The following is a 22,219-nucleotide window of genomic DNA, read 5'->3' on the forward strand; positions in this document are numbered from 1 at the left end:
TTCCTCCTGTTTCAGAAAGCTTTCCCTTTTTAAATGGATATATGGGAAGCTTTCACTTCCCATATATCCTTGACTTACAGTTATTGATTTGCTCCAGATACTTCAATCTGGTCATGGATGCTCTGTACAGCTTCCTCCAAAACTTCATCAACTGGCTCGCCTTTTGAAATAAAGTTTAATGCATCATTAATCGGATCCCATACTTGTTGCATTGCTGGTACACTAGGCATTGGCTCGCCATAAGTAGTCTGCTCTGCAAACGCCGAAAAGATTGGGTCTTCCGCAATAACTGGATTTTCCATTGCATCGTCTCGCGGTGGGATTTCTCCTGCAACATCGTAATATATCATTGAATTATCATAGTTTGTTATATAAGCCATTAAGTCCTCTGCCCACTCTTTGTCCTCAGAGTAGTAGGAAAGCATGTAAGATTTCACACCAACAAATGATTTAGGATTTTCTCCATTATCCAATACTGGCAGTGGAGCAGCACCAAGATCATCTCCTAATGCTTCTGAATACTCACGAACCATCCATGGACCATTAATAACTGCAGATACTTTGCCCTCTTGGAAAAGACCATTCATTATATCAGGTGTCAAATCCTGTGGGATGTATCCGTTTTCAAACCATGACTGAACTAGCTCTCCACCTTGAATAGATCCCTCATTTGCCAATCCTACATCGGAAATATCATAATTTCCTTCTTCGTTTGCAAATACATAGGCACCATTACCGGAGAAGAATGGATAAACAAAATAAAAGTTGGCAGCTTCCATCAAGAAACCAAATTCATCATTAGCGGCATTTGTATCGCGTTCAGCAATTGCCATTAACTCTTCCATTGTTCCCGGGGCCTCTTCAACTATTGACTTATTATAGAACATACCATATGTCTCGATGACAGCTGGATAACCCCAGTATTCGCCATCCAACTGTACAGCTTCAAGAGCAGTTTCTGTGTAATCGCCTTCCATATCACCTAAGTTTACTGAATCGACCAACCCACGCAATACTAAATCGCCAATACGGTCATGTGGCTGGAAAATAATATCTGGACCATTTCCGGCCGGTCCTTCAACATCAAGCTTTTCTACTTGCTCTAACATGTCAACTGGAATCATTTCTACTTCAATTCCTGTTTCTTCCGTATATTTCTCTGTAATTTCTCTTACAGCTTCTTCCTGTTTTTCTTCGGCATTTACCCAAAGTTTAAGTGAGTCTGGTTTCTCAGGCATATCTGTTGCACTAGCATCGCTTGTCCCTTCACTGGAACCTTCACTAGGTTCTGCTGGCTCCGCATCGTCTGGTCCACAAGCAGCTAACACGCCAACTATAAAGAATGTTGCGAATACATACATTAAAAACTTTTTCATCTAATTAACCTCCCCAAGGTTTTTCATTTTGATAATAGACACAAATAATGAAAGCGTTTGCGCACTATTACATTTTTATTATACATCTTTTTCCATTTAAAACAATACTTATTTTAGTAATTTATCAATTTATTAGATTATGGTTGGCGCAATATTGTTAGAGCTTACATTAATCTAAGGCCGATTTATTTAACTTAGTATAATTGACTATCTTAATCGGAATAACATCATTCAATTTGCGCAACCGTTTGTTCAAATAGAATCAGAAACATAGAATCTATCAATCACCAATAGACCTATATTCCGGTATTTGTATAACTTGCTGCCGCTCCCTCTTGTAAATAATTGTCAAAACTAGGAATATATTAAATTGTCGTATAAAGGTGGTTTCAACCCAACAAGAACCTGTATTCTTGAAGTGCTAAACAATACAACTGTTTACCAAATCTGAATTAAAGAGAGGACAAAATATTTTTATTTCGACCTCTCTTTACTATTACTATGCTTTAATTCTGTAAACTCTTGCTTCATATGGTTTAAGGGTTACCTCTTCATATTCACCATAATTTCCAAGTAGTAGTTCTCTTACTGTCGCCTGTAATTCAGATGGAAGAACGAACGCCGTCCCTTCAGCAAATAAATTAGCAACTATTAAGAATTCCTCATTTTCGAATGTTCTTGTATACGCATAAATTTGATCATCGTCTTCCAAAATAATATTATAATTACCATAAACAAGACCGAGATGAGTCTTTCTAAGTTGAATCAATTTTTTATAATAATGGTAGATGGAGTCAGGATTCTTCACATCCTTAGCAACATTAATTTCCGTATAGTTTGGGTTTACCTTCAGCCACGGCTTACCTTCTGTAAACCCTCCATTTTTCTCATTATTCCACTGCATCGGAGTTCTTGAATTGTCACGGCCTGTTTTCCAAATGATTTCCATAATATCTTCAGCAGGTGTGCCTTCTCCAACCTCATTGTAATACATATTTTTTGCTCCTACATCGTTGTAATCCTCGATAGAAGGGTACTGCACATTGGTCATACCGATTTCCTGACCTTGGTAAATAAACGGAGTTCCTTGCATTAGAAAGTACATTGTTGCCAGACATTTGGCAGATTCGACGCGATATTCATCGCTGTTACCCCAAGTGGAAACAGAACGAGGCTGATCATGATTTTCCAAAAAAAGGGCATTCCAGCCGATACCATCCAAGCCTTTTTGCCATTTTGTCATTGTTGCTTTAAATGCATGAATATCCAGACCTTTGTCAGTATCCTTTCCCCAAAGGTCCAAATGCTCGAATTGGAAAATCATATTGAATTTCCCGTTCTCTTCACCTACCCATTCATCGGCTTCTTCCAAATGGACACCATTTGCTTCTCCGACAGTCATAATGTCGTATTTGGCCAGTGATTCATTTTTAAATTCCTCAAGAAATTCCTGAATGCCTTCGCGATTCATGTGGCCTTTAAAAGAAGGGACATATTTTTTATTTTTTGGATTAGGCAAATCCGGAAATCCTTTGACTTTTTTAATATGTGAAATGGCGTCCACCCTGAAGCCGTCAATTCCTTTATCAAGCCACCAGTTAATCATTTTGTACAATTCTTTGCGTACAACCGGATTTTCCCAGTTCAGATCAGGTTGTTTTTTTGAAAACACATGAAGAAAATATTCTTTTGTATTTTCATCATATTCCCATGCCGATCCACCAAAAATGGACTCCCAGTTATTCGGCTCTTTGCCGGCTATTCCGGGATGCCATATATAGTAATCCCGGTAAGGATTATTTTTGGATGAACGCGATTCAATGAACCAAGGGTGCTCATCAGATGTATGATTAATTACGAGATCCATGATCAATTTCATATCACGGCGATGCACTTCCTGCAATAGTTGATTAAAGTCATCCATCGTTCCAAACTCATCCATAATATCCTGGTAATCACTAATATCATAGCCATTATCATCGTTTGGTGACTTATAGATTGGACTGATCCAAATAACATCAATTCCCAGTTCTTTCAGATAATCCAGCTTTGAAATTACTCCTTGGATATCACCGATACCATCTCCATTCGAATCCATAAAACTCCGCGGATAGACTTGATATGCAACCGCCTCTTTCCACCATACTCTTTTCATACTTATCCTCCTAGACTTCAGTTTCTATTAGACATTAACTTTTATTTCCCTGATTCCTCGTCAAGCTTAAATATAATCGGTAAAATGCAGAAAATGAGATGAATGCTAGCAATGACCAGGTGAAGAAAGGTAATAAAAAATGAATTGTATTAAAACTCATAATCAATAGAAGTCCATTTCCCAAAAGGATTGTAAAAAATAACAAAGGACTGCCAATAGTTACATACAGCGTATTTTTCAAAATCGACCCTAGTTTCATATTATAATGAACTGCTACTGAGAAAAAATTGATTGTATATACAAATAAAACTGCTCCCATAATGACAAAGGCGAACATGAGAATAATACTTACTTGACTAAAATAATAATAATCCACGCCCCATATAAGCCATAGAATGGTTAAAAAGGTTCCTCCCAATAAGCTTTTTCTGTAGTTTTCTTTATAATAGCGCCAGTATGATCTAATAAGTCCATCATTTTCTTTATCATTATCTATTATCCAGTCCCTTACTGTGGCAAAAATTGCAGCTGTAGCAGGAAAAAATAAAAAAGGCGTTATCACAAGAAGTAGAGGTAATAGTATTGACACATTGCTCATTTGCTCAGCAAATAAAATACTTACTACAATGAAAACAATCGGTAAATTGAAGAAAATCCAAAGTAAATTAATAACAGAAAACCTCATGATCCATTCACTTAGAACATATAAGCCGCCTATTAATCCTGAGTTTTTCAACCTATTCTCATCTCCCGCCAATTTAAAGATTATTTTTGCAGAGTCAGTTTCTCTCCATTCAAGTTAATACCATAAAATTCTCTTAAAGAGAGCCATCCACCGGATTAGGCCCACCACATCTCTGCAGGTGATTCCTCGATATTGACTGATTTGAGATTTTTGACTGCTGCCTTAAATCCTTCATCGATTGACATAATCGGATCTTCATGTTCAATGCTTATAACATAATCATAACCGTAAGTCCTTAATGCACTTACAATATTCGACCATTCCTGGATGCTATGACCGTAGCCAACAGATCGAAAACTCCATGCACGAGTCTGAACCTTTGAATATGCCTGCATATCTGTTAAACCGTACATATTGACATTATCCTGATCAATGTATGTGTCTTTGGCATGAAAATGATGGATTGCATTTTCTTTACCTAAAATTTTTATTGCCGCTACCGGATCGATTCCCTGCCACCATAAATGGCTTGGATCAAGATTTGCTCCAATGGTATCATGTGTCGCTTCTCTTAGTTTCAGCAATGTATATGGTGTGTGTACGAGAAATCCCGCATGAAGCTCCAAACCAATTTTAACACCGTGATCTTTGGCATATTGTCCTTGTTCTTTCCAATATGGGATTAGTTTTTCTTCCCATTGCCATTCTAAAATATCAGCGTACTCCGTTGGCCAAGGGGTTACCGGCCAATTCGGATATTTAGAATCTTCATTGGACCCAGGTGTTCCCGAAAAGGTATTTACTACTGGAACACCGAGTAATTCAGCCAGCCTGACCGTTTTCGTAAATGCATCATGGGACGATTCAGCATGCTTTTTATTTGGTGAGATTGGATTATCATGGCAGCTGAATGCGCTGATTGTTAAACCGCGTGACTCGACTTTCTCCATAAAGGCTTTTCTCTTATCATTGCTTGCAAGTAATTCATCTACGTTGCAATGTGCGTTGCCGGGATTTCCACCTGTACCGATCTCTACTGCCTTCAATCCTGCATCACTGACATGGTCGAGCATTTCTTCAAACGGCTTGTTTGCAAATAAAACCGTAAATACACCAAGTTTCATTTTTCATAACCTCGCTTCACTGTAATTTTATGCTTGAACCCTTTTCACTGCTTCTATAGATTGCTTCTATTAATTTAGTTACCTTCATTGACTCTTTTGGTTTGCAGCGTAATTCTGCTTCACCGAGACAGCTTTCTGCAAAATTCCTTGCCTGGAGAACGTCAACGTCCTGAGGATTTTCTTCTATCTCCGTAGTCGTCGTCATAAAAACTCCATGCTCCGGCCGATAAATTTCAAGCGGGAAGACATTAAGACCTCCATCAACTCCAGATATGCTTATATTTGTTATATCTTCTTTTATATTTGCTGCCCATGAACATTCAAATAACATCGAACTGCCATCTTTAAATTTAATATACGCGGATACATGATCGTCGACTTGAAATATTTCATGATTAAAGGTTCCCCACTCGTTAATCTGACTAGGGATTTTACTTAATTTATTATAAGCAGTACCCATTACCTCAACAGGCTCCGGTCCATTTAACAACCAAAGTGACAAGTCAAGAAAGTGACATCCCCAATCGATCAAACTGCCGCCACCTTGCAGTTCTTTGTTTGTAAAAACTCCCCACCCCGGAACTTTCCGGCGTCTTAGAGCCTGAACCCGTGTTACAAGTGGGTCTCCAACTTTACTCATCGCCTGCTTTGCAATTCGGGATGTTTCCATAAAACGATAATGGTAGGCAATCGATAAGATTTTATTTGCTTTTTGCGAAGCAGCCAGCATCGCTTCACATTCACTTACAGATATAGCCATTGGTTTTTCACAAAATACATGTACCCCTGCTTCCAAAGCTGCAATCGCTATCTCTGCATGGAACTTGTTTGGAGTACAAATGGTTACAGCATCAACCATCTCAAAAAGATCCTCGTAATTTGCAAATACGTTTGGGATATGAAACTTTTTTGCCACTTCCTCTGCCCGGGTTTGATCCAAGTCCTGTACAGCGGTTATTTCAACTATTTCAGGTATGGCGAGATAGGCTGGAATGTGCCTGCTCTGTGCAATGCCGCCTACCCCGATCATTCCCATTTTTAATTTCTTCATTTTGATTCCTTCTCCAGCTGATAAATACGATTGGTTTTGACAGATTCGAGTGCACCTAAAATTACTTCCAATGATTTCTTACCTTCAATTCCATTAATTAAAGGTTCCGAGTCATGAAGGATTGAATCTACAAAGTGATTAATTACATGGGTCGTTGTCTGTCCGCCTTCTTCATTGGACTGGATGCCACCAAGTTCATAGTTGACGACTTCTCCATTTTTATATTGCACAATAAGAGAATAATCTGGATGGTCTTCCAAACGTACTATTGCATTTTCCCCGTATATGATGGTTGAATTATCTTCTTTTGCCGTATATGCCCAGCTTGCTGCCAAAGTTCCGATAATTCCCTTTTCTGTTTTCAAAATCAATGTCGCATTATCATCAACATCTGTATTTTCTTTTGCACTTGTCTCTACAAAAGCTCCAACCTCAACAAATTCTTCATTCAATAGATATCGAAGCAGGTCAGCCTTATGTACTCCAAGGTCGCCCATTGCTCCAATAAAGGCCTCATCTTTTTTGAAAAACCAGCTTTCTTTTCCATCTGCGCTCCAGCCCTCGGGACCCCCATGACCAAACGTTGTTCGAAAGCTGTAGATTTTCCCTACTTCCCCTTGTTGAATCAGTTTTCTAGCCTTTTGATGTGAGGCTACAAATCGTTGATTATGACCAATCATTAACTTTTTATTATTTGCTTCAGCGGCTTTTATCATTTCTTCTGCCTCTGTTTTTGATGTAGCCATAGGTTTTTCGCATAATACATGACAACCCGCATTCAAAGCAGCGATACTTACAGGAGCATGCAAATAGTTAGGAAGGCAAACACTTACTGCTTCAATTCTCTCTGATTTCAATAGCTGTTCATAGTTTGTATAAGATTTTGCATCATAAATTTCCGCAGCATCTTTCGCTCTTGATTCAACAATATCGCATACCGCAACAATATTTACTTCCGGATTGCTGGCATATTCCACCAAATGACGATGTCTGGCGATGCTTCCACAGCCAATCACTGCTACACGAAGTTTTGACATAATAGAGATCCTCCTTTACCGAAGCAATTATTTTTCCGTAATTTTTTCCAAGGCTTGTGCATTTCCGTAAACATGTCTTGGAGTATTACTGGTATTTGCCCAGTTTACTGCGTTTTTAATAATGCGTTGGACACCTTTGTTATAGTATGTAGGATATGTTTCATGCCCAGGTCGGAAATAGAATATCTTCCCTCTACCACGTTTGAACGTCGCACCGCTTCGGAACACTTCTCCTCCTTCAAACCAGCTTACGAAGACTAGTTCATCAGGTGTAGGAATATCAAAATGTTCACCATACATTTCTTCCTGCTCAAGCTCGATATATTCGCCAAGTCCTTCGGTAATCGCATGTGTTGGATCCACTACCCAAATTCGTTCCTTTTCTCCTGCTTCACGCCATTTAAGGTCACAACTGGTACCCATTAGCTTTTTAAAAACTTTGGAAAAATGCCCTGAATGCAATACAATTAATCCCATACCATCCAATACACGCTGCTGGACCTTTTCAACGACCTCATCTTTCACCTCATCATGGGCTACATGGCCCCACCAAACTAATACATCCGTCTCACTTAATACATCGTCGGTCAATCCGTGATCCTTCTCGTCCAAGGTTGCTGTCTTCACTTGAATATCTTCTTCTTGAAGAAATTCTGCAATAGCTCCGTGAATTCCTGTTGGATAAATAGCTGAAACTGCTGAATTTGTTTTTTCATGACGGTTCTCATTCCATACGACTACGTTCATCATTTTATACTCTCCTTTATTGTTAAATATGGGCAATCGTTTGCATTTGAGCGTGCAAAAGAGTTATTACACGTACTTTATGCACCTTTGTACATGAGAGATGAATCTCTCACTTTAATTACACAGTTGGGATAATAAGATGAATTCTTTGCTCATTGGGTGTTCCATGAAATACTTTAATCATCTTTATAACAATATGTCTAAGTTTGCTAAACTTCCTAAAAATGAATTATAAAACGAATGGTTGAGGGAACTGCAAATTATTTTACAGCTCCTTCAGATACCCCTTTAATAATATGTTTTTGTGCAAAGAAGTAAATAATTATCACCGGTATAATCGCAATAGTTAATCCCGCCAATGCTAAGTGCCATTGTTTTGTGTACTGTCCAAAGAAAAAGAACATTTTCAATGGAATAGTTGCCTGATCTGAACTTAATACAAGGGAAGGCAGTAAAAAATCATTCCATATCCAAATTAAATTCAAAATCATTACCGTAACAGATATTGGTTTAAACATTGGAAAGATAATTTTCCAGAATAATTGCCATCTATTTGCACCATCGATTGTTGCTGCTTCATCCATTGTTTTTGGTATTCCAGTCATCGCTCCGTGATAAAGGAATATCGATAAACTTGACCCAAATCCCAAATACATAAAGATTAATCCTGATCGGTTAAGCATATCTGCCTGGCCAAATAGCGATACAAGCGGAATCATAACAGCCTGAAACGGAATGAGCATAGCAGCTACAAAAATCATAAATATACCCGCACTTAGCTTGCTTGTGTTTCGAGCTAAAGCATAACCAGCCATTGATGAGAAAATGATAATAATACCAACACTTACAACTGAGATTAAGACAGAGTTAAATAAGGAACTAGCAAAATCTAGATCGATGAAAGCCTGTCTAAAATTGTCAAATGTCCATTCGGTTGGCAACCCTAAAACATCTGTAAAGATACCATTCTTTGTTTTAAACGCATTTACAACCATCAAGTAAAATGGGGATAACCACAATAAAGCAAGCAAGATTCCAACTATTTGCAACAACATTTTATTTCGCTTTTTTTCCTTCATTATAGGTCAACCTCCCTTTTCTTGTTGTAATAAACCTGCGTCAATGCTACAGCAGCAACAAGAATAAAGAAAATTACCGCCTTGGCCTGCGCATATGCCATGTTGTAATCACTGAAAGCTGTATTATATATATCCATCGCAACCATCTGCGTTGAGTTATATGGTCCCCCACCAGTTAATGCAAGGTTCTGATCATAAAGTTTGAATGCATTGGATAATGTAAGAAACAAACTAATTGTGAAAGCAGGTGCAATAAGCGGGAACGTTACATTCCAAAATCTTTGGAATGGATTTGCTCCATCGATTTCAGCCGCTTCAATTAGTTCTCCTGGTACACCTTCCAAATAAGCAATATATATAATCATTATATAACCGCCGTATTGCCATGTATTTAGAATAACGAGCCCCCAAAAGCCTGTTCCGGTTGTCGATAACCAGCCCTGCAGCCATTCGATGCCAAGCAGACTGCCAACACTGTCAAACGCACTGATGAAAATAAACTGCCAGATAAAACCTAGAATTAGTCCACCAATCAGGTTAGGCATAAAGAAGACTGTTCTTAAAATGTTGCTGGACTTCATTTTCTGTGTAACGAGTAAAGCTAAACCTAATCCAATAACGTTTACCAGAATAATAGAAACAACGGCAAACTTAATTGTAAACCAGATTGAATTGAGAAATTCCCTGTCCTGAAATAAATTGATATAATGTTCCATCCCCAAAAATTGAGTAGCTCGTAAGCCATTCCAATCCGTGAAGGAGAAAATAAATCCATATATAAACGGAACAAAAACTACAAGCCCTAATGCTAGTAGGGTTGGTGTAACAAATAACCAGAATGATAAACTTCTATTTTTCAATACTAGCACCTCCACTCTTTCAAAAATATTTTCCATAAACCAAACTTCATTCAATGGACTATTTCTCCTGTTGGATATAAAGTAAAAGATCTTTCACAGGCAGTAGACCCTAGTTACCTTATTAAGAGGGAGCTTACTGCCCGTAAAAGTGAGGTAGAACGAGAGATACAACCAACAAAATATAGATTTAGTTTATTGGTTGTACCATTCCTAATTATTTATAATTTATTTTCTGGAGTTTTCCCAATCTGCACGGGATTGCTCGATAACTTGTTCCCAAGTGATATCTCCACTTAAATACCTTTGCATGCCTACTGCCAATGAATCTTCCTGCCATCCTACCGGAGAAGCCATGAAAACCCAACCAATTGTGTTACCTTCAGATGCATGTTTATAAACATCCTGTGAAAGCGGATCCGAAATTTGTTCTGTATCGTATCCTTCATATGCTGGAATAAATTTAAATTCATTTAATACAAGCTCTTTACCGGCATCAGATGTATACATCCAGTCAAGGAAATCTTTTGCTGCCTGCTGTGTTGCATCATCTGCATTACTGTTGACCACCCAGTATTGAGGTACACCTACAGGCAAGTGGCCTTCAAGTCCATCAACAGGGATTGGGATCATTCCAATGCCATTTTCAGCAAAATCAGCATCCATTTGTTCTACAGTAGGATAAATCCAGTTTCCTTGTTGAATTAATGCAACCTTACCTGTTGAGAATAACTGTTCAACTTGTTGTGAATAATCAAGACTTAAAACTGGTTGAACGGAATACTCGTTCTGCAAATCAAGCATTCTTTGTAACTCGTCACTTTTACTAAATGGAATCGTCCCAGCTTCGTACGCCTCTAAAATATCATCATTAAAGTCTGAAGCGATATATGTGTTAGCTAAGTGATTACCCATAACCCATAATTCTTTAGCGGGTAGTGCGATAACAGCATCAAGACCTAATTCCTCTTTTTGACTGTCCAGTGTTGCAAAAGCCTCTTCCAATGCTTCATAAGTTGTTAACTCTTCTGCATTGATACCAGCTTGATTGAATATTTCTTTGTTGTAGATATAGCCATATCCTTCCTGGCTATATGGTAATCCTAAGATTTCATCACCATCCGTCACACCGGATAATGTGCCTTCTAATGCTGCTTCAGCTGCACCCGTATCGGATAGATCCGTTAAGTATTCCCTATATTCTTCAACTTCGGTCGGTCCGCCAACATTGAAAATGTCAGGTTCATTTCCTGCAGCAAATGATGATTTCAACGATGCTGCATAGTCATTTCCTCCACCGACTGTTTGAACATTTATCTTAATATCAGGATTTTCCTCTTGGTACTGAGCTACAAGATTCTCAAATTGATCTTTAAACTCTACTTTAAATTGAAAAACATCGACTACCGTTTGATCACTTGTAGCACCGGAATCCCCACCATCATTTGATGAGCAACCCGCAACTATTAAAATACCGGATAGAACAAACATAATAAAAATTTTTGATAGAAATGATTTGTTTCTCATTGTTAACCCCACCTTTTTTGTTTTTCCCTTAAATGAAATCGGTTACATATAATCTTAAAAAATTGAATGCAATCGTATTCATTTAAATACTATTAATCCATTCTACTAAAGCATTAAGCATCCTTATAAACTTCTGAGAAATCGTTTGCATTAACTTAATTTGATAGTATCATAAAAAAAGTTAAAGAGCAATTTATTTTTAAAAAATAATTGTTATCATTATTAGTTTAATATAAATTATCGTTCCAAAAAAGCTTATATATCAAGGTTTATATAATCAATTAGTAATCTATCAGAAAACAAATTATCAGGCTTCATCATCAAATATCTTTGATGCTATTCCGTTAAAACGTTTGCACAATTTATCGAATATATTATCAATTATTAACCCTCTAATACACTCAGCTTTAATGATAGTGCCGGATGAACGAAACATTCACCATGGCACTTCTTCATGAAAATCCATTAAAACGACCCCATAAGCTGTATCATCGCAGGCCCCAATAAAATAATAAATAACGTCGGAAAAATAAATAATACCAATGGAAACATCATTTTGATTGGAGCTTTCATTGCAGCTTCTTCCGCCTTTTGTCTCCTGAATTCCCGGATATCTTCTGTCTGAACACGTAAAACAGAGACCATTCCGATGCCCAGCTTTTCTGCTTGGACAATATTATAAATCAATGTTCTTAGTTCATCAGAGACAAGTCGTTCATTAATGGCATTCAATGCTTCTTTTCTTGTTTTGCCAAGGCGCATTTCCTCTAATACAACCTTGAATTCCTTAATAACTTCCCCATTTTTCTTGGAAACAACCTGACTTAACGCAGCATCAAACCCTAGCCCCGCCTCCAGACTGATCGTTAATAAATCAAGAATATCTGGCAGCTCTTTTCCTGCAGACTGGCTTCTTTTTTGGATTTTCTTTTTTAAGAATTGTTTCGGGACAATTATTGCTGTTCCAATGGCAAGCAATAAAATCAGCAGCATATATGTCGTCTGTAAGCTGGCGAGAAACCCAAGCGCCAATCCAAGTACAGGTAGTCCAACGATTAAGGAAGTCTGTACCATTTTGAAGCCTACTGGACTCAGACCAAATGGCTGACCAGCCTGTAGCAGCAAATGCTCAAGCTTGGATGCTTCTTCTTTTCCTAATCTTTTTGTATATTTTCGTTTAAATGAAATCCACATCGGCTTAACAACTCGCTGATGGAAAGAAAGCTCTTCTTCCATATCTGTATGATCGGGTGGTTTATTGTTAACAAAATAAGCCTGTATTCTCTTTTGAATATGTCCTTTTCTTTCAGACCGGATTCCGACTACACCGTATGTCAACAAGCTAATAAACATAAAAAAACTAACATATAAAGCCATCAGATCACACCTCGATTGTTGTAATTTTTCGTATTAGTATAAAGCCGATAATTCCACCTATAAGTCCGGCAATCAGCATACCAATTCCAATAGGATTCGTAAAAAGTGTTCCAATATATTCTGGGTTCATTAAATAAATAATAAAGCCGAGTGCTACCGGCAACAGACTAATAATCATCCCCGATAAACGTCCTTGTGCAGTAAGTGTCTTAATCTGATTTTGAATTTTCGTTCTTTCCCGGATGGTCTCGACAATCTTATTTAATAAAAATGCCAAATTTCCGCCTACTTGTCGTTGGATGCTGATTGCTTCTACCATCAGCTCCAAATCTTCACTCGGTATTCTTTCTTTCCATTCAACCAGTGCATCCTCAAGGGAAGTGCCATAGCGCATTTTTTTTAATACGAGCTCCACTTCTTCCTTTATCGGTGAATAGGATTCTTCAGCGACCATCGTTAATGATTGTGGCAAACTGAATCCTGCCCGTAAGGAACCGATCATCGACGTAATCATTCCGGGCAATCCCATATTAAATTCCTTTATCCGCTTCTTTTCTTTCGATTTCAGCCATACAGATAGGATTTTAAACCCCAAGATTAAACCTAGTAAGGAGAAAAGTATATTACCTGTTAACAAATGAAACAGTCCGCCAGTGAAGATTGCTGCCAGCCACTGAAAGGCAATGAATTCTTCTGGTTTGACAGGAATTCCGGCAACACTCAGTTTTTGTTCGAGATTGTTCTTTTTCTTGCTCTGTTTTTTATTTTTCAATAATAGCTGGGTTAATTTATAGTTCATATCTTTGAGCACTTGTTTAATAGATGTTTTCTTCTTTTGGGCTTGCTCTTGACTATCCTTTTGTGACTGGCGAAAAAGACTAACAGCAATGAGAAAAGTGAAAATCGTTACAAACATGGTAATCAATAGGACGTACTTCATTATATTTCCACCTTTTCCGTAAAGATAGAAGAAGGAAGATGAATCCCTTCGTTTTCCATTCGCTCATAAAACTTCGGTCGGATGCCTGTCGGTACGAGTTTGCCGATAATTTTCCCATTCTGATCTACACCGGATTGCTTAAACTTGAAGATGTCCTGAAGCACAATAATATCCCCTTCAAGTCCTTGCACTTCCGTTATATTTGTAATCCGGCGGGTACCATCCTTTAGTCTTGATTGCTGGATAATCAAATCCAATGCCCCTGCAACTTGTTCACGGATCGCTTTCACGGGCAATTCCATCCCAGCCATCAGTACCATCGTTTCCAGTCTGGCGACCATATCTCTTGGACTGTTGGAGTGTCCTGTTGCAAGTGATCCATCATGCCCGGTATTCATTGCCTGCAGCATATCCAGTGCTTCTCCGCCACGAACTTCCCCTATTACAATCCGGTCTGGGCGCATACGAAGCGAGTTTCTTACGAGATCACGAATCGATATTGCTCCTTTTCCTTCAATATTCGGAGGTCTTGTTTCAAGTGAAACGACATGATCCTGTCCAAGCTGAAGCTCAGCTGCATCCTCGATTGTCACGATTCGGTCTTTATTGGAAATAAACGAAGAAAGCACATTCAAGGTGGTCGTTTTACCTGAACCCGTTCCCCCGCTTACAAAAATATTTAATTTCGCTTCGACACTTGCCTTGATGAAATCAGCCATTTCTTCGGTCAACGTACCGAAACGGACTAAGTCATGGATGGTGAAAGGATCCTTCGAGAATTTACGGATGGTAATCGTCGGTCCATTTAATGCCAGTGGTGGTATAATTGCATTTACCCTTGACCCATCCATTAACCTTGCATCCACCATCGGACTGCTCTCATCAATTCTTCTGCCAAGTGGAGCGACAATCTTTTCCAGCACTGCCATTACATGATCATTGTCACGAAACTGTATAGCTGTAAGCGACAATTTCCCATTCCGCTCCGCATATACTTGTTTCGGTCCATTGACCATAACCTCAGTCACACTGTCATCCAACAGCAAAGGATTGATAGGTCCATACCCTGTCAGGTCGTTTTTTATTTCTTCTTTCAGCATTTTCCAGTCCTTGATATCCTTGATGCCTTCATTTTCGTTCAAAATTTCAGTAATGATGGAATCGAGGTCGGAAACGATTTCTCCTACTTCCTCGTCATTACGTTCCTTTACAATGTACTTGAATATGAGATTTTTTAATTCGGTATAGTCCTCGGAAGGTTCTGGTGTGTAGAATGGCTCAGTTTCAGGTGAAGAAACTTCCACCGGTATGAGTTCTGCTTTTTGAATTATTTCTTCGTTTGGGGTACTGTCCGTTTTTTGTTCCTTCATGTTTTCCTGACTTTTCGATTGAATTCTGGCTAGTAAGCTCATTCCTTATCCTCCTTGGCCTGTTTCCTTTAAACGTAAGGGAGGAAAAAAGCCTGTTTTGCCTTTTGGTTTCTTTTTTGTACTTAAATCAAACAATTGGGAAACAGCTTTTTTCAGTTCCTTGGAGAATGCCGCTTTCGGATGGCTTGTTATAAAAGGGATTCCCACGTCCAGTGAATGATCGATTTGCTTATCGGTAAAAGATAAATAGATTGCCTTTTCCATGCTTGTCAGTTCTGGTATTTCATTTTGGCTGATCACCGTTTGTGCCGTAAATTTATTGATTAATAAATGGGCTTTATCTTTCAACCCCAGTAACTCAAGGGTTTCAATCATCAGCTTAGAATTTTTTAATGCCGCCATTCTCGGTGTGCTGACTACTAAAATCAAATCCGCCTTTTCCATCAGCTGAATCGTTAAATCATTCAGCCCTGCTTGTGTTTCCATTATTAAAAAATCTGTGTCTTCCTGTAGTTTTTCACTAACTGAAATAAGAAAATCCGGAGTAATCAATTCTGCATATTCTGGTCGGTCCGGCGCTGGCAATACCTTCACACCTGATTCATGGTTCATCAAATAGAAAAGAATATTCTCTGTATCCTTTCGCTCTGCCGCATCTTTTAGTGTACGTGTTGGGTGGAGATCGAACGCCATGGAAATATCGCCAAATTGAAGGTCTGCATCAAGGACACGAACGTTACTATTTTCCTTTGCCAAAAGTGCTGCAAGATTGACTGTTATCGTTGTTCTGCCAACTCCACCTACAGCACTGCAAACTACTATTCGTTTGATGTCATGTGTCTCTGTCATACTAATCCCTCCGCATTTCTACTCCTGTTCGCCTTTTATAATTCGGCTGCTGATCCAGCCTTTTTGTTTATCTGTTGTCTCGATCTCAAGCCAAATTCGTCCATCTTCATCTGTTTTCTGGTCTCCCATAAGAGATAGTGTCGTTTCTTCTTTCACGATTTCTATTGGGTCAGCCTTGAGGCTCGGTGACTTTCGGACAACTGATTGAATTGGAAGTGTCACGACTTTACCTTCAGTTGGCGAAGTTTTCTCTTCCGTTGCTTTCACTTCTTTTTCTGCTTTTTCTTCCGTTACATCTGATTTACTATAGAGAGCCAGCTGCAGCTCCCCGCGGTTTCTAGCATTGGCCAGCTTTACCGTGTCATCCTGATTCAGTTCCAATGTGACCGATTGATACACGACCGGTTCAGCACCTTCTGCTTTTTTCTCGGTTATCCGTTCCCCAACCGCAAGCACACGAACCTTTTCATGAATAATTTCTGTTTTGAGTGTTTCAGTTGGTGTAAGGACCACATCCACATAATCCTCCGGTTGAATTAAATTAGAGATACCGGTAACATAGGTGACTTCCGCAGATATAGCACGATACCCCTCATTAATCTTACGGGATAGGACTTCTTTCTCTTCTGTTTTTTCTTGTATTCGATGGTTCATCAGAATTTCCCCCTGCTTGATAGCAGCAGTTGTGTATTTACTCAACACACTGTTTATGTCTGTCACCATTTCCGGATGGACCTGGTCTGCAGGGATTTCTTTTACCTCAACCTGCTCGTGTAGGATTTGCTGGTCACTTGGTATTTCTGCTGTCGCCGCAACAACTTCTACCATCTCTACAGGTGGCTGTTCGGAAGCACTTGTTTCAGCAGTGGTATTCGTTATAAACAGATAAAATAATGCCGTCGTAATAATTCCTGATAGGACTGCAAGCAGCAGTACTTTCTTTGGTTTCATAAAACACACCTACTCTTCCAGTTTTATTGCATATGCTCCGCGATCGCGCGGACTGTTCTCACCGGTAACACCAGGGCCGGTGCGTTTAATGAAAATCCCTTTAACTGTGTCATCCGTATTACTCATCTGCTGATTGACATAAAAATAAGCAAAACCTGTAATTTTAACACTTTTCATTTGGTTATTTTGCATAAGATGTGGTGTATAAACGACAACCAGCATAACCCTTGAACAATCTCTCTCTTGATAATCCCCCTCAGGATAGGGGCAATTGGCAATTCGGTAATCTATCCCTCTTCTAGTGGGACCAGCTATATTTCCGGTTTGCGTATTTACAATATCTCCTACCTTAAGGCTTTCATCAAAGCCATGTGTAAGAGTTTCTTCATATGATTTAGCTCCCGGTCCATCTAGTGCGAGTACACCAAAGTTTCCGCTTATCGAATCACCAGCATCTACTTTCAGTTCGTAGGTTTGTCCATAAACCAGGTTTACAGTTTCATTGATACCAAGCGGGACAGCACCCGTTGCCTCTCCCATTGGATTGACGCCTGCTTTGGCATCCACTGTAATTGGTACAGAATCAATTCCAAATAATGTAGCGAAATAAAGTGGGACATCCTTAGTAAGTTCAACAATAAGTTGTCGATTCGCTTCTATATTTACCTGTGACAAGCTATTCTCTTCGTCATGGGATAGCAGTATCTGGTTAACGACTTCATTGACAGCAGCTTCTGAGTTTACGATTTCCTGTGCTCCTGATAATGCAGCTGCATTGGCTGTTTTTTGAAGGTGGCTTTTTGATACAAATAAATTGCCGCCATCAATAACAACGCCAACCATAGCAATCATTGCACTCATGGCTAATGCCATAAGAATAATTGCATTACCATCTTCATTTTTGTTTAATTTTTTATAAAATAATATCATCTACACACCTCATTCCACCCGGATGGTAGAATTTGTTCGTACGGTATATGGAATGGCAGCATCGCCAAGTACGTTCATAAATTCTTCTGGGTAACTTAATGTTACCGTGATATAGTCGCCAGCCTTACGAACACTATCTCCAGGAGTTATCGCTACTTGCAGCTTAGATTCATCTCCATGAAACTGATTCATCGCATATATCCGGATTTCCTTGTCACTTTGACCCAAACCACCGATTCTGACCGATTCCTGAGCAACCATTTCAAGGTGCAAATGGGTGTAAAGGATCCTTCCAAAATCGACTATTCCCACTAATAGCATTAATAAAATTGGTAGAATCAACGCGAATTCTACCAATGATTGACCGTCTTGCTTCCTAATCATAGAAAACTCCAGCCTTGTAAGAGCAACCCAAGAAATGCTCCTCCTGCGATTGCAACACCGTATGGATAGGTGGCCGTTAAAGAGCCTCTGGAAATGCCGCCTTTGAGTACAACACCACTCTTTAAACTCGATATATAGTAAACTACCGATTTCAACATTCCTTGACGGAAAATAATAACAGCGATTGCCATTAGTGCACCAATGATTGCAATATATAAAAATGATTGGAATACAAAAGCTGATCCTTTCATTGCACCTATCAAAGCAAGTAACTTCACATCACCAGCTCCCATACCACCCATAAAATAGGGTATAAGTAATAATCCAAAACCTATCAAAAAACCAATGAAAGAATGGTTAAGTGCTTCCCAGCCGCCTTTTGTAAAATGGTAGATAAATGTGATTAATAGTGCAGGATAAATTACTTTGTTGTAGATCATTCTGTTTTTAATGTCTGTAATTAAACAAATCAGTAAAACGATAATAAGGAAGATATTAATCATAGGGTCCATCCTTTCATTCGTGTTTTGATAAATAAAATCTTATAAAAGGACCCTTAAGCAGGGTCCTTACTAGAAAAACTTATGTCTTATTGGGTAGTTGTCATAATGCCACTAAGTTTAGTTTTAAGATCGGTAAATAAATCTGTTACACCGTCACTTAATAAAGCAATTACTGCAATTGCAGCCACAGCAATCAATCCCAAAATCAACCCATACTCCGTCATCCCTTGTCCTTTTTCTTCAATAAATAATCCTTTGATTTTGTTTAACATTCAAAATCTCTCCTTTTAATCTATATTATTTTTTTAATTGACTTTCTCATAAATCCTAGTCATCCAAGTTGACTTTTTGTCCAACTGCTGTTGAGGTGTTTCGAATCGTACCGGCTGGAAGCTCAATGACTGATTTTACGTTCATAAATTTCTTACCTATTCTTCCCGGCTCCAGGTATTCCTCGATCCCCACGATTTCTTTTTCTTTATTAAGATAAATAATATCAATGCTGTATTTCATAAAAAACGTATGAATCGCTGTACAAGGAGATATATGAAGGGCTTCGTTTTCCGGCATGCTCTCTGTCAGCATCAATCCTTTAAAACGAGACCAGAATGTATAGGCTCCTTTTACACGTTCAGCAATCGCTTCGTCTGTATCTATATTTACCAGTTTGATTTTCAGCACCTCCTGCTTATTTTGGATTTGGTGTAACTTGTTGACCAACTTACAATCCCTATTATGCATTGCTTTAGACATAAAAAATATCCCCCACCATTCCTGTTATGCCTTGACCGTTTCTAATAGGAATGCATTCCTATTCCTACCGTTTTTTTATCGTTTGATAGGAACAACCGAAAATGAATGCATTAGAAAAACCCCTCATTCCTGAGAGGTTTAACTAGAGTGATATTTTAGCTGATATACTTTGGAAATAGCATGGGCCCTGTCAGGCACATCGAGCTTTTGAAAAATCTTCGTTACATGGTTCTTAACGGTATGCCCGCTAATGTAGAGTTCCTGGGCAATTTCCTTGTTATTTAACCCTTGAATGACAAGATCAAGTACTTCCTGCTCTCTTGGGGACAGATCCATTTCCTTAATCGTACTTGTCACAGAGTCAATCTTCCGTTCTGTTGGAAGTTCATCCAAGTTGATTTCTTCCTCAACAACTCGAAATTCCATGACGAACGATATAAACGTTTGGACGGTTTCATTGCCAAGAATTTGCTTCGGGATTGCCTCGATTGATTCCGTTTGAATATAGTTCATTACCAATGCAACTACTTGTCCCCCGATACTTGCCTCTTCCCATTGTAATGTATTGCCTTCCATTAATGCTTTCCCTTCCTTGATAATCAAATCGATTCTTTTTTCTGGAAAGGTATCCCGAATGAATTCCGGCGTATAGGATGCTAATTGACATGCATGGATAATTTCCTTTATTACAGGTGCATCCAAGCCAAGATGCATCGCATACTTGCCAGCAAGGTTTGCGGCATTCACCGCTTTGGCATATGCTTCTTTGTCGAATTGTTCAATTGCCCGAAATAACGCGTTTACTTGCTTTTCTTCGGATTGCTCCTCTTCGTTACCTGCAAGCTGTAGCGAAACTCCACCAATAATGGAAAGCGTCTCTAAATAATGGATATGTTCCTGGAGCTGTGCTTCCGATTGGTTCGATATGCCGACACTTAGGATTCCAACTGTCTTTCCTCTATTAAATAACGGACATTCAACGACACGATCTCCATCTTCAGTTACTTGAATCGTTGAAGATTGTTTCTCACGAGAATCCCCATCAAAAAAGCGTGCTGCAGCGTCTTTTGCATACGCTCCGATATCGATTGTCGCTTTTCCTCGGGAAATGAGCTTCACTTTATCATGTTGGATATCTCTTAAAACAAGGCAAGAAAAAGTACCATCTACTAGATTTAAACCGATATCTACTAATATATAGACGATTCTTTTTATATCGGGAGCAGCTACCATTAGTTTGGAGATTTCAATAAGGGATGATAATCGGCGAAGCTGCTCGTCGTTCTCACGTTGCAGATGATGGATAATCGAATGGGCTTCCAGCATGATTCCCAATGTTTTTGCCATTTCCAAATCACTACTTGAAAATCCGCCCTTATGGATATTCCCGCCAAATAATAGTTTCGTTGACCCATCATATTGCTTCATCGGATAACATAGAAGGGATTTGGGTTTAAATTGATGTCTCTTGAAAAAGATTGATCTTGGGTCCTTATCAATGTTTTCCCAGAAGGCAAACTCCCCCGTTAAAAACACCCTTCCTAAAAATCCTTCTCCTGGAGAAAATGGAGCTCCCTGAAAAGCATCTATTCCTTCTCCAATTACTTCGGTTACCACCAATGAATTGTCCTGTTCTTCTGCCAGACCGAGAAAATCAATTCCCTGTTTATGTTGGAAAAAATCATGCAACAAATGGGCGATACTGCGATCCCTCTCTTGTACACCTCTACGAAACAGTTCATTTTGCAGAGAAAAAATAGAACTATCGGTTGTTTCCGTAAGTATTTGGGTAATAAGCTTACCGACTTTTTTCATCCAATCTTTCCATACCGTTTTTGCAGAAGGGGTAATGTGTGGTGTGTTAACCAAAATCGTCCCCCATTGTATATCCTCATCTGGATATGTAGCGTTCAACTGTTCGATTAGAAGATCCTGGGTTTCATCCTCAATCATGAAACCTGCAAATAAATCATATTTTTTTGTATTCTCCAGTGAGATGGAAGTCGTTAGTACATAGATACCCGGAAAAATATCATAAAAAACAGGTGTATGAGCGGACCATGCTTTTTGTGTCCTAGGCTTTAGTTTCGTTCCTATATTATTCTGTTCCAGATTTAGCAGCACGTTACATAATTCATTGTCACCATCAGGAGGTAGAACAGTTTCCCCGTTTTCGTCTGTCAGCCATATCGTGAAGCCATACTTCGCTGCATATGCGGATTGTAATTCCTCCAGGAGTTCCAGATTTTCATTCATATGCTATCCACTTCTTCTGCAAAGTCGATATCCTGTATAATCTTTGGTTCCTTGTAGCGGTACAATGGGGATATCTCATCGCCAAGCATTTCCAGAATCCCTTGTTGCTCTAATTGTTCGATAATTGGAAGAATGTCATCTGCTTTTCTTCCCAGTTTAATGCTTAACCCTTCGACCGTTTCAATCATGTATGGATTGGATTGAAACAGCATAGTACATTCCATTTGAAGCGGTATGTTTTCTTTACTGACCATATGTCTTACCTCCT

The 22,219-nt window shown here is 38.9% G+C and carries 22 protein-coding genes; all 22 read right to left on the reverse strand.

Annotated features, from left to right (window positions below; translation table 11 throughout):
• Positions 1-80 precede the first annotated feature (80 nt).
• Positions 81-1,376 carry a sugar ABC transporter substrate-binding protein gene (locus MN204_RS06455; protein ID WP_249870285.1) on the reverse strand — a complete coding sequence of 432 codons (1,296 nt, stop codon included), beginning with the start codon at positions 1,374-1,376 and terminating at the stop codon, positions 81-83.
• A gap of 499 nt (positions 1,377-1,875) precedes the next feature.
• A complete protein-coding gene (locus MN204_RS06460; RefSeq protein ID WP_249870286.1) occupies positions 1,876-3,531 on the reverse strand; it encodes a glycoside hydrolase family 13 protein in 1,656 nt (551 codons plus the stop codon).
• A gap of 34 nt (positions 3,532-3,565) precedes the next feature.
• Positions 3,566-4,267 carry a YesL family protein gene (locus MN204_RS06465; RefSeq protein ID WP_249870287.1) on the reverse strand — a complete coding sequence of 234 codons (702 nt, stop codon included), beginning with the start codon at positions 4,265-4,267 and terminating at the stop codon, positions 3,566-3,568.
• A gap of 104 nt (positions 4,268-4,371) precedes the next feature.
• Positions 4,372-5,340, reverse strand: coding sequence for a sugar phosphate isomerase/epimerase family protein (locus MN204_RS06470; protein ID WP_249870288.1), 969 nt, complete (start codon positions 5,338-5,340; stop codon positions 4,372-4,374).
• A gap of 16 nt (positions 5,341-5,356) precedes the next feature.
• Positions 5,357-6,391, reverse strand: a complete 1,035-nt coding sequence (locus MN204_RS06475) for a Gfo/Idh/MocA family protein (protein WP_249870289.1) — start codon at positions 6,389-6,391, stop codon at positions 5,357-5,359.
• The gene (locus MN204_RS06480; RefSeq protein ID WP_249870290.1) at positions 6,388-7,428 is read right to left on the reverse strand and encodes a Gfo/Idh/MocA family protein; all 1,041 of its coding nucleotides are present in this window, start codon (positions 7,426-7,428) and stop codon (positions 6,388-6,390) included. The genes MN204_RS06475 and MN204_RS06480 overlap by 4 nt, the downstream gene beginning before the upstream one ends.
• 27 nt (positions 7,429-7,455) lie before the next feature.
• Positions 7,456-8,175, reverse strand: coding sequence for a ThuA domain-containing protein (locus MN204_RS06485; protein WP_249870567.1), 720 nt, complete (start codon positions 8,173-8,175; stop codon positions 7,456-7,458).
• A gap of 260 nt (positions 8,176-8,435) precedes the next feature.
• Positions 8,436-9,254, reverse strand: a complete 819-nt coding sequence (locus MN204_RS06490; RefSeq protein ID WP_249870291.1) for a carbohydrate ABC transporter permease — start codon at positions 9,252-9,254, stop codon at positions 8,436-8,438.
• Positions 9,254-10,114, reverse strand: coding sequence for a carbohydrate ABC transporter permease (locus MN204_RS06495; protein ID WP_249870568.1), 861 nt, complete (start codon positions 10,112-10,114; stop codon positions 9,254-9,256). The genes MN204_RS06490 and MN204_RS06495 overlap by 1 nt, the downstream gene beginning before the upstream one ends.
• Before the next feature lie 225 nt (positions 10,115-10,339).
• Positions 10,340-11,638, reverse strand: coding sequence for an ABC transporter substrate-binding protein (locus tag MN204_RS06500; protein ID WP_249870292.1), 1,299 nt, complete (start codon positions 11,636-11,638; stop codon positions 10,340-10,342).
• A 465-nt stretch (positions 11,639-12,103) separates the two neighbouring features.
• Positions 12,104-13,015 carry a type II secretion system F family protein gene (locus MN204_RS06505; protein WP_249870293.1) on the reverse strand — a complete coding sequence of 304 codons (912 nt, stop codon included), beginning with the start codon at positions 13,013-13,015 and terminating at the stop codon, positions 12,104-12,106.
• Between the two features lie 4 nt (positions 13,016-13,019).
• Positions 13,020-13,955, reverse strand: coding sequence for a type II secretion system F family protein (locus MN204_RS06510; protein ID WP_249870294.1), 936 nt, complete (start codon positions 13,953-13,955; stop codon positions 13,020-13,022).
• Positions 13,955-15,367, reverse strand: a complete 1,413-nt coding sequence (locus MN204_RS06515; RefSeq protein ID WP_249870295.1) for a TadA family conjugal transfer-associated ATPase — start codon at positions 15,365-15,367, stop codon at positions 13,955-13,957. The genes MN204_RS06510 and MN204_RS06515 overlap by 1 nt, the downstream gene beginning before the upstream one ends.
• 3 nt (positions 15,368-15,370) lie before the next feature.
• The gene (locus tag MN204_RS06520; RefSeq protein WP_249870296.1) at positions 15,371-16,174 is read right to left on the reverse strand and encodes a CpaE/TadZ family protein; all 804 of its coding nucleotides are present in this window, start codon (positions 16,172-16,174) and stop codon (positions 15,371-15,373) included.
• Positions 16,175-16,192: 18 nt separating this feature from the next.
• On the reverse strand, positions 16,193-17,125 hold the full coding sequence (gene cpaB, locus MN204_RS06525) for a Flp pilus assembly protein CpaB (protein WP_249870297.1): 933 nt from the start codon (positions 17,123-17,125) through the stop codon (positions 16,193-16,195).
• A gap of 9 nt (positions 17,126-17,134) precedes the next feature.
• Positions 17,135-18,055, reverse strand: coding sequence for a pilus assembly protein TadG-related protein (locus MN204_RS06530; protein WP_249870298.1), 921 nt, complete (start codon positions 18,053-18,055; stop codon positions 17,135-17,137).
• Between the two features lie 9 nt (positions 18,056-18,064).
• On the reverse strand, positions 18,065-18,439 hold the full coding sequence (locus tag MN204_RS06535) for a TadE/TadG family type IV pilus assembly protein (protein WP_249870299.1): 375 nt from the start codon (positions 18,437-18,439) through the stop codon (positions 18,065-18,067).
• A complete protein-coding gene (locus MN204_RS06540) occupies positions 18,436-18,942 on the reverse strand; it encodes an A24 family peptidase (protein WP_249870300.1) in 507 nt (168 codons plus the stop codon). The genes MN204_RS06535 and MN204_RS06540 overlap by 4 nt, the downstream gene beginning before the upstream one ends.
• An 86-nt stretch (positions 18,943-19,028) precedes the next feature.
• Positions 19,029-19,214 carry a Flp family type IVb pilin gene (locus tag MN204_RS06545; RefSeq protein WP_249870301.1) on the reverse strand — a complete coding sequence of 62 codons (186 nt, stop codon included), beginning with the start codon at positions 19,212-19,214 and terminating at the stop codon, positions 19,029-19,031.
• A 55-nt stretch (positions 19,215-19,269) separates the two neighbouring features.
• Positions 19,270-19,695, reverse strand: a complete 426-nt coding sequence (locus MN204_RS06550; RefSeq protein WP_249870302.1) for a DUF192 domain-containing protein — start codon at positions 19,693-19,695, stop codon at positions 19,270-19,272.
• Between the two features lie 138 nt (positions 19,696-19,833).
• Positions 19,834-21,951, reverse strand: a complete 2,118-nt coding sequence (locus MN204_RS06555; RefSeq protein ID WP_249870303.1) for a LuxR C-terminal-related transcriptional regulator — start codon at positions 21,949-21,951, stop codon at positions 19,834-19,836.
• On the reverse strand, positions 21,948-22,205 hold the full coding sequence (locus MN204_RS06560; protein ID WP_249870304.1) for a hypothetical protein: 258 nt from the start codon (positions 22,203-22,205) through the stop codon (positions 21,948-21,950). Before MN204_RS06560 ends, MN204_RS06555 begins: the two co-directional genes overlap by 4 nt.
• Positions 22,206-22,219 lie beyond the last annotated feature (14 nt).

The organism is Oceanobacillus saliphilus (assembly GCF_023522835.1).
GTDB classification, from domain to species: Bacteria; Bacillota; Bacilli; order Bacillales; family Amphibacillaceae; genus Oceanobacillus; species Oceanobacillus saliphilus.

Bases quoted from the DNA above. Each gene is read 5' to 3' on its own strand.
- MN204_RS06535 (WP_249870299.1), bottom strand. From the start codon at position 18,439: ATGATTAGGAAGCAAGACGGTCAATCATTGGTAGAATTCGCGTTGATT.
- MN204_RS06460 (WP_249870286.1), bottom strand. From the start codon at position 3,531: ATGAAAAGAGTATGGTGGAAAGAGGCGGTTGCATATCAAGTCTATCCG.
- MN204_RS06470 (WP_249870288.1), bottom strand. From the start codon at position 5,340: ATGAAACTTGGTGTATTTACGGTTTTATTTGCAAACAAGCCGTTTGAA.
- MN204_RS06455 (WP_249870285.1), bottom strand. From the start codon at position 1,376: ATGAAAAAGTTTTTAATGTATGTATTCGCAACATTCTTTATAGTTGGC.
- MN204_RS06520 (WP_249870296.1), bottom strand. From the start codon at position 16,174: ATGACAGAGACACATGACATCAAACGAATAGTAGTTTGCAGTGCTGTA.
- MN204_RS06545 (WP_249870301.1), bottom strand. From the start codon at position 19,214: ATGTTAAACAAAATCAAAGGATTATTTATTGAAGAAAAAGGACAAGGG.
- MN204_RS06485 (WP_249870567.1), bottom strand. From the start codon at position 8,175: ATGAACGTAGTCGTATGGAATGAGAACCGTCATGAAAAAACAAATTCA.
- MN204_RS06505 (WP_249870293.1), bottom strand. From the start codon at position 13,015: ATGGCTTTATATGTTAGTTTTTTTATGTTTATTAGCTTGTTGACATAC.
- MN204_RS06500 (WP_249870292.1), bottom strand. From the start codon at position 11,638: ATGAGAAACAAATCATTTCTATCAAAAATTTTTATTATGTTTGTTCTA.
- MN204_RS06530 (WP_249870298.1), bottom strand. From the start codon at position 18,055: ATGATATTATTTTATAAAAAATTAAACAAAAATGAAGATGGTAATGCA.
- MN204_RS06555 (WP_249870303.1), bottom strand. From the start codon at position 21,951: ATGAATGAAAATCTGGAACTCCTGGAGGAATTACAATCCGCATATGCA.
- MN204_RS06475 (WP_249870289.1), bottom strand. From the start codon at position 6,391: ATGAAGAAATTAAAAATGGGAATGATCGGGGTAGGCGGCATTGCACAG.
- MN204_RS06490 (WP_249870291.1), bottom strand. From the start codon at position 9,254: ATGAAGGAAAAAAAGCGAAATAAAATGTTGTTGCAAATAGTTGGAATC.
- MN204_RS06540 (WP_249870300.1), bottom strand. From the start codon at position 18,942: ATGATTAATATCTTCCTTATTATCGTTTTACTGATTTGTTTAATTACA.
- MN204_RS06515 (WP_249870295.1), bottom strand. From the start codon at position 15,367: ATGAGCTTACTAGCCAGAATTCAATCGAAAAGTCAGGAAAACATGAAG.
- MN204_RS06510 (WP_249870294.1), bottom strand. From the start codon at position 13,955: ATGAAGTACGTCCTATTGATTACCATGTTTGTAACGATTTTCACTTTT.
- MN204_RS06560 (WP_249870304.1), bottom strand. From the start codon at position 22,205: ATGGTCAGTAAAGAAAACATACCGCTTCAAATGGAATGTACTATGCTG.
- cpaB (WP_249870297.1), bottom strand. From the start codon at position 17,125: ATGAAACCAAAGAAAGTACTGCTGCTTGCAGTCCTATCAGGAATTATT.
- MN204_RS06480 (WP_249870290.1), bottom strand. From the start codon at position 7,428: ATGTCAAAACTTCGTGTAGCAGTGATTGGCTGTGGAAGCATCGCCAGA.
- MN204_RS06550 (WP_249870302.1), bottom strand. From the start codon at position 19,695: ATGTCTAAAGCAATGCATAATAGGGATTGTAAGTTGGTCAACAAGTTA.